Source organism: Methyloparacoccus murrellii (assembly GCF_054657115.1).
Map to the genome: position 1 here is coordinate 33,188 of NZ_BAAHXD010000033.1, position 6,942 is coordinate 40,129.

The following is a 6,942-nucleotide window of genomic DNA, read 5'->3' on the forward strand; positions in this document are numbered from 1 at the left end:
TCAGTTCCTCCGCGCAACGCCGTCCGTGCGCTCGATCCGCACCACGTCGCCCTTGTCCCCGCCTAAGCGCAACTCGGCGGCGCCGAATAGGCGATCGACGATGAAATACGGAGAGCGGAATCGGTAGTTCACCAACTGCCCGTCGCCCTGGGAGCCAATGACGAACAACGGCGGCAGCTCGCCCTGGGCGATGCCCGCCGGGAATTGGATGTAGACCTTCTCGCCGTCATCGAAAGCGCGCAGCGGCTTCCAGGGCGGATTGCTGCCGCTGATCGCGTAGCGGAAGTGCAGGTTCTCCAGCGACAAGCCAGAGTCCACGGGCGCGGCGGCATTGGCCGCCTGCGCCTGGCGCTGCAAGGCCAGCATCCGGTCGCGCGGGTATTCCCAGGACACCGACGCCATCCACGTTTTCTCGGTCGAGGTCAGCTCCAGCAGGTATGTCCTGCGGTTGGTGGTGATGACCAGATTGGTCTTCAAGCCGGAACGGATGGGTTTCACCAATACATTGACGCGCAGATCGGCCCCGCTGCCGCTGGACGTGTCGCCCACGATCCAGCGCACGGTATCGCCAGCGGCGACCGTCACCAGCTCCTCGCCCGGCTGGAGCGAAACCACGGTCACGCGGCCCACGGCCGCATAGACCTGATAGAGCGCGCCATCCGTGAAGGGCCACACCTGAATCGCGTTGACGTAGCCCTCGCGCGTGGGCGCGACGCGGGCCTCGGCATTGGCCCGCGAGACGCGCACCTTCTCGTCGGCCGGTTCCGGCGCAGGCTTCGCGTCCTCAGCTTCGGGCACCGGCTTCAACTGCGCCGGCATCGGCAGCACCTCGGGCACGGCCACCACCTCTATCGGCGCCGGCGGCTCGGGCAGCGGCTGGGCCTGCACCGGCTCATCGAGCGAGATCACGGGCGGCGGTTTGCCCTGCGTGGCGCAGCCCGCAAGGGCAGCGAGCATCAACGGCAAAGCGTAAAAGCGGAAAGACAGGTTCATGGTTTTGCTCCTTCGGAAGAATCCAGTTCGCGGCTCCACGACAGGCCATTGACGTAAATGCCGAGAGGGTTCTTGCGCAGGCGTTCCTCGGTGCGTGGCGTCTGCTGCACGATGGAAATCACGGCGTTCCAGCGTTCAGTGCCTGCGGCGGCGCCGTTGACGTAGCGCCGTTCCGTCCAGCGCACGTTGAAAGACGTGTCGCTGGCACGGGTCACGCTGGCGATCTGCACCGTCACCGACTCTTTGCCGATGCGCGCGAACGGGTCGTTCACGCGCGCGTAGTCGTTGAGCGCGATTGCGCCCTTGTCGGTCGTGTAGTCGTAGGCGTCCAGCCAGTTTTGGCGGACGACAATGGGGTCGATGGACAGCGAGCGCACCAGCGTCACGAAGCGCGCGATGTGGTGCGCGGTTTGCGCATCGTTGGGCCGGTAAGGCGTGGCGGCTTCGCCCACGGCGCGCACCTGGCCCGCGTTGTCCACCTCCACCACGTAGGGCGTCACGATGGACTGCGCCGAGCGCCACACCAGGCCGCCGGCCATCAGCAGCGCGAGCGTTAGGCACCCGAAGGCCATCAGCCGCCAGTTCTTCGCCTGCACGCGCGGCGAGCCGATGCGCTCGTCCCACACCTGGCCGGCAGCTTGATAAGGCGTGGCAGGCTGCGGCGTGTCGGCATAGCGCACCTGCGGTTTCTTGAATCGCATGGTCGGTTCTCCTTATGAGTCGGAATCGCGCAGGCTCGGCCCCTGGCCGGAGCCGCCGCCATCGCCACCGCGCAGCGCGTGGGCGGTGGTGGTCGCGGCATGGGTGAGTTGCTGGCGGCGATGCAGGCGTCTGGCCCAAGCGGGCTGTTCCTGCGTCTGCGCGGTGGCGGCACTGGATGCGGCCTCGCCTGCGGCACCCTGACCGGATGCCGCACCCGCGCCGCCATCGGCGGCAGCGCCATTCCAGCCAGCACGGAAGGGAGCGGCCATGCGTTGCCCGGCAGCGGAGGCGCGGGATGCCGCCGCGCGGCCTGCCGACTGCGCGCCGGTCTTGGCGACGTTGCCTAAGCCCGCCATCGCACCCTTCGCGCCACCGCCTGCGGCGGCGGAGCCAGCCTGAAACGCCGATTTCCCACTGCCAGCCGCCGACGTGGCAGCACGCGCGCCGCTGCCGGCCAGCTTGGCGGCGGCCGGCGCCATGCGCGCCCCGGCCATAACGGCGCCACCTACGCCCGTCGCGGCAGCGCCGACGGCAACGGCCGTGCCGGCTGCGCCGACAGCGGCACCGGCCATCGCGCCGGCGCCGAGCTGCGGCGCACCGGACACAAGGCCCGTGGCGATCCCTGGGCCGAAGATCCCCAGCGCCAGCAAGGTGAGCGAGGCCAGCATGATGACCAGCGCGTGGTCGATGGACGGCTCGGCGGGATGGACTTGGAACTGAGCGAACAGGCCCGAACCGATGCCCACGATCACGGCCAGTACCAGCACCTTGATGCCGGCCGACACCACGTTGCCCAGCACCTTTTCGGCGAGGAACACGGTCTTGTTCCACAGCGCGAACGGCACCAGCACGAAGCCAGCCAAGGTCGTCAACTTGAACTCGATCAGCGTGACGAAAAGCTGGATCGCCAGGACGAAGAAGCACAAGACCACGACCAGCCACGCGAGGAACATCACCGCGATGGCATCGAGGTTCACGAACACCTCGGGGAAACCAGCCATGTCGCCGACCTGCTCCAGAATCGGCGCCCCGGCGTCGATGCCGGTCTTGGCGAGCCGGCCCGGCTGCAAGAAGTTCTCCATCGTGATGGCCGAGCCGGTGGCCGTCAGGCCCAACCCGGCGAAGGAACGGAACACGATGCCGGCCAACCAGTTGAAGTTGCCCAGGATGTAGGCGAAGGCGCCGACGTAGAGCACCTTGCGCAGCAGCTTGGCGATCACGTCCTCGCCCTGGCCGGTGGCGTGGCTCATGGCCCAATACAGCCCGGCGAGCGTCATGTCGATGACGATCAGCGTGGCCGTGAGGAACGCCACTTCGCCCTGCAACAGCCCAAAGCCCGAGTCGATGTAACGCGCGAACGTGGCAAGGAACTGGTCGATGATGGTCACGTCATTCATGGCGTGCCCTCCGGCGCATCGAAACTCGGCGGGATCGGCGGCAGGTCGGCCAGCGTCTGGTATTCATCCAGCCCGGCCTGGCCGGAGAAGAAGCGCCGCCGGAAGGCTTCGGCGGCGGCGCGGCAAGCGTCCTCGCCCGTGGCCTGTCGGTCGTCTGCGCATTGCGCGCGCAATGCCTTGAGCCGCACGGGATCGGCGGCCAGGGCATCGGCAAGGTGGTCGGCCGGCTGCTCGCTGCACGCAGCCAGCAACGCAGCAAGTACCAGAACAGACGGAGCGAGGACGCATCGCATGGCGGCCTCCCGTCAGTTGCCGTAGAAATCCACGCGCTGCGGCGTGTACGGTGTGCCATCGCCCAGGAAGCGTCGGCGCACTTCGCGGGCGCGTTCCGTGGCCGCAGTCTGCCGTGCCTGCTCCAGCGAGGCAGCCCGGTCTTGCGTGATCTGGAGCCGCTGCGACTGGATCGACTGCTTGGCCTGCAAGGCGAGCAACTGGTTCATGGCCTGCATCGCCTGCAACGCACCTTCGGCCGACTGACTCTTTCCCACGAGGTCGGCCAGCACGCTTTCGTCTTCGCCCAGGTTTTGCGACACCTGGGCCTGCATCCTCATGGTGGTCTGCAAGCCGTTGAGCGTGTTCCGCCAATGCTCCTGCGCGTCGCGGTACATCTGGTCGCCACTCACCGTGGCGGCGTACTGCTCGGGATACAGGCGCTGAAACTCCCGATCCAGATTCGTCACGTCGTAAGCCAGGCCGCGTGCCTGGTCGATCAGCCGCTGCGTGGTTGCCAGATTGGCGCGCAACTGGCCGACCACGCTGGACGGCAAGCTCGTGAGGTTGCGCGCCTGGTTCATCAGCATTTGCGCTTCGTTCTGAAGCTGCTGGATCTGGTTGTTGATTTGCTCCAGCGTGCGGATCGCGGTCAGTGTGTTCTGCACGAAGTTCGACGGATCGAACACGGTGATGGCGGACGCGGGCTGCGCGAGCAACAGCGCACCGGACAGAGCCACGGCTAGCGACGCGGAAAGGACACGGTTTTTCATGACGAAACCTCCTGCGGTTGAGAAGTGAGGGAAGCCACCGGCGAGATGCCGGGGAAACTGAGCAGCAGGTCGGCCGCCCAATCGAGGCCGCGATGGCGCAGCCATTCGCCCGCGAAGCCGGGCGTGCCGGCGTCCGGCGATACGCGGGCAAGAACGTCATCCATGTCGCGCTGGTCTTGCGGCGTGGAAGCGCCCGCAAACGCCAGCGCCGCCGGCCCCAGGTCGAGGTCGAACAGGCGGTTGCCGAGGCGGGATTGGTAGTAGTAGTCGCGCTTGGGCTGCGCGGTGGCGACGATCTCGATCTGCCGCCTGTTGAGGCCAAAGCCCTCGTAGATCGTGCGAATCTGCGGCTCGGTCGCCTGCGGGTTCGGCAAGAAGATCCGACTCGCGCAGCTCTCGATGATCGCGGGCGCGATGCTCGAATCCTTGATGTCGGCAAGGCTCTGCGTGGCGAAGATGACGCTGACGTTCTTCTTGCGCAGCGTCTTGAGCCACTGGCGGATACGCGCGGCAAACACCGGGTCATCGAGGAACAACCACGCTTCATCGAGGATCAGCAGCGTGGGCGCACCGTCGAAGCGTTCATCGAAGCGCGCAAAGAGGTAATGCAGCACGGCCATGACGGCGGCCTTGCTGTGCATCAGCTCCTCCATCTCGAAGCACTGCACGTCGGCCATGCCGAGGCGGTCATGGTCGGCGTCCAGCAGCTTGCCGTGCGCGCCACCGAGCACATAGGGCGACAGCGCCTGCCGCAGCGTGTTCGATTGCAGCAGCACGGAAAGTCCCGTCATCGTGCGCTGCTCCACCGGCGCACCGGCGAGACTTCCCAGCGCCGACCAGATAGCCGCCTTCTCGTCGGGGCCGACCGCCACGCCTTCGTGCAGCAAGCGGCCTTCGATCCATTCGGCGGCCCAGGTGCGGTAGCCCTCGCGGTCGATGCGGGCGAGCGGCTGGAAGGCTATTTCGCCGTCTGTCCCCAGATCGTAGTGCTCGCCGCCCAGCCCGAGGATCGTGGCGCGCATGGAACGCCCCATGTCGAAGGCGAAGATGCGCGAGCCGCGATAGCGGCGGAACTGCATCGCCAGCGTGGCGAGCAAGACCGATTTGCCCATGCCAGTCGGCCCCGCGACCAGCGTGTGGCCCACGTCGCCGATGTGCGTCACCAGCCGGAACGGCGTGGCGCCATCGGTGCGTGTCACGATCAGCGGGGGGCCGTCGAGGTGTTCGTTCTTCTCTGGCCCAGCCCATACCGCCGACACCGGCATCATGTGCGCCAGATTCAGTGTCGAGACGATGGGCTGGCGCACGTTGGCGTAGGCGTTGCCCGGAATGGACGACAGCCACGCATCCACGGCGTTCAAGGTTTCGGGGATCGTCACGAACCCCCGGCCCTGAATCACACGCTCCACCATCCGCAGCTTCTCATCGGCCACAGCAGCGTCTGCATCCATGACGGTGACGGTCGCCGTCAGATAGCCGAAGGCGACTTGATCGCTGCCCAGCTCCTGCAAGGCAGCATCCGCGTCCGCCGCCTTGTTGTTCGCGTCGGTATCGACCAGCGGGCTTTCCTGCTGGAAGATCGTTTCGCGCAGCAGCGCGATGACGTTCTTGCGCTTGGCGAACCACTGGCGGCGCAGGCGTCCCAACTCCCGTTCCGCCTCGGATTTGTCGAGGCAGAGAAAGCGCGTGCTCCAGCGGTACGCAAAACCGAGGCGGTTGAGGTCGTCCAGAATCCCCGGCCAGGTCGAGGTCGGGAAGCCGCGCACCGACACCACGCGCAGGTGCTGGTCGCCCAGCATGGGCGCCAGGCCGCCGACCAACGCGGAATCGGTCAGCAGCACGTCGATGTGGAACGGCACTTCGGGCACGCCTACGCGATAGCGCCGCGTCGAGATGGTCGCGTGCAGGTAGGTCAGCGTCTGCGCGTCATCGAGCCAGTCAATTTCCGGCATCACGCCGTCGAGCAGGTCGAAGACGCGATCCGTTTCCGCGACGAAGGCTTGCAGCCGCTCGCGCCAGTCCACGCCATTCGTCGGCGTGTTCTCGTAGAGCATCTTGGCTGCACGGGCGCGGGATTCTTCCGGCGGCAGGTAAAGCAGCGTCAGGTGATAACCGCTCTCGAAGTGATGGCCCGATTCCTCGAAGGCGGCCCGGCGTTCTTCCTCCACCACCCACGAAAGCGGTTCGGGAAACTCCGAGTGCGGATAGTCGGCAGCAGGCCGGCGCTCGGCCTCAATGAACAGCGCCCAGCCCGAACCCATGCGGCGCAGCGCGTTGTTCAACCGTGCCGACGTGGCGATCAGCTCGCCTTGCGTCGCGCTGTCGAGGTCAGGCCCGCGAAACCGGGCCGTGCGCTGGAAACTGCCGTCCTTGTTCAAGACGACGCCCGGTGCGACCAGCCCGGCCCAGGGCAGCCAGTCGGCAAGCAAGGCCGGGCGCTGGCGGTATTCGGCGAGGTTCAGCATCGCGGCGTCCTCCCCTCACACGTCCAGCAGCGGGCGGTGCTTGATGTGCCGGGCGAAGACCTGCATGAACTGCGGATCGACGCGCGCACCCCATACCGCCAGCGAATGGCCGACGATCCAGAGCACCACACCGGGAATCCACAGTTGCAGGCCCAGGCCGACAGCGGCGGCCAGCGTGCCGTTGGCGATCGCCACGGTGCGCGGCGCACCGCCAAGCAGAATCGGCTCGGTCAGCGAGCGGTGCAGCGGCACCTCGAAGCCGTCCGCGAAGGTGTCCGGGGCACTCATACGACCGCCCCGCCGGAGAAGCTGAAGAACGACAGGAAGAAGCTGGAAGCGGCG

Annotated in this window: 7 protein-coding genes; all 7 read right to left on the reverse strand. The window is 66.9% G+C overall.

The genetic code is table 11. The annotated features are described in order from the left end of the window. Positions 1–993 carry a P-type conjugative transfer protein TrbG gene (gene trbG / locus ACYQ1H_RS10470; RefSeq protein WP_460027994.1) on the reverse strand — a complete coding sequence of 331 codons (993 nt, stop codon included), beginning with the start codon at positions 991–993 and terminating at the stop codon, positions 1–3. Beyond that, the gene (gene trbF, locus ACYQ1H_RS10475) at positions 990–1,694 is read right to left on the reverse strand and encodes a conjugal transfer protein TrbF (protein ID WP_460027995.1); all 705 of its coding nucleotides are present in this window, start codon (positions 1,692–1,694) and stop codon (positions 990–992) included. Before trbF ends, trbG begins: the two co-directional genes overlap by 4 nt. 12 nt (positions 1,695–1,706) lie before the next feature. Beyond that, positions 1,707–3,092: a P-type conjugative transfer protein TrbL gene (gene trbL, locus ACYQ1H_RS10480; protein ID WP_460027996.1), complete on the reverse strand. Its 1,386-nt coding sequence runs from the start codon at positions 3,090–3,092 to the stop codon at positions 1,707–1,709. Further along, positions 3,089–3,385, reverse strand: coding sequence for an EexN family lipoprotein (locus ACYQ1H_RS10485; RefSeq protein ID WP_460027997.1), 297 nt, complete (start codon positions 3,383–3,385; stop codon positions 3,089–3,091). The genes trbL and ACYQ1H_RS10485 overlap by 4 nt, the downstream gene beginning before the upstream one ends. A 12-nt stretch (positions 3,386–3,397) precedes the next feature. Beyond that, the gene (trbJ, locus tag ACYQ1H_RS10490) at positions 3,398–4,135 is read right to left on the reverse strand and encodes a P-type conjugative transfer protein TrbJ (protein WP_460027998.1); all 738 of its coding nucleotides are present in this window, start codon (positions 4,133–4,135) and stop codon (positions 3,398–3,400) included. Next, positions 4,132–6,600, reverse strand: coding sequence for a conjugal transfer protein TrbE (trbE, locus tag ACYQ1H_RS10495; protein WP_460027999.1), 2,469 nt, complete (start codon positions 6,598–6,600; stop codon positions 4,132–4,134). The genes trbJ and trbE overlap by 4 nt, the downstream gene beginning before the upstream one ends. A 15-nt stretch (positions 6,601–6,615) precedes the next feature. Beyond that, on the reverse strand, positions 6,616–6,942 hold a 327-nt coding region (locus tag ACYQ1H_RS10500), incomplete at its 5' end, for a VirB3 family type IV secretion system protein (RefSeq protein ID WP_460028000.1).

What these genes read in the sequence shown, in the direction of transcription:
- trbL (WP_460027996.1), bottom strand. Translation starts at nt 3,092, where the DNA reads ATGAATGACGTGACCATCATCGACCAGTTCCTTGCCACGTTCGCGCGT.
- trbJ (WP_460027998.1), bottom strand. Translation starts at nt 4,135, where the DNA reads ATGAAAAACCGTGTCCTTTCCGCGTCGCTAGCCGTGGCTCTGTCCGGT.
- trbF (WP_460027995.1), bottom strand. Translation starts at nt 1,694, where the DNA reads ATGCGATTCAAGAAACCGCAGGTGCGCTATGCCGACACGCCGCAGCCT.
- ACYQ1H_RS10485 (WP_460027997.1), bottom strand. Translation starts at nt 3,385, where the DNA reads ATGCGATGCGTCCTCGCTCCGTCTGTTCTGGTACTTGCTGCGTTGCTG.
- trbG (WP_460027994.1), bottom strand. Translation starts at nt 993, where the DNA reads ATGAACCTGTCTTTCCGCTTTTACGCTTTGCCGTTGATGCTCGCTGCC.
- trbE (WP_460027999.1), bottom strand. Translation starts at nt 6,600, where the DNA reads ATGCTGAACCTCGCCGAATACCGCCAGCGCCCGGCCTTGCTTGCCGAC.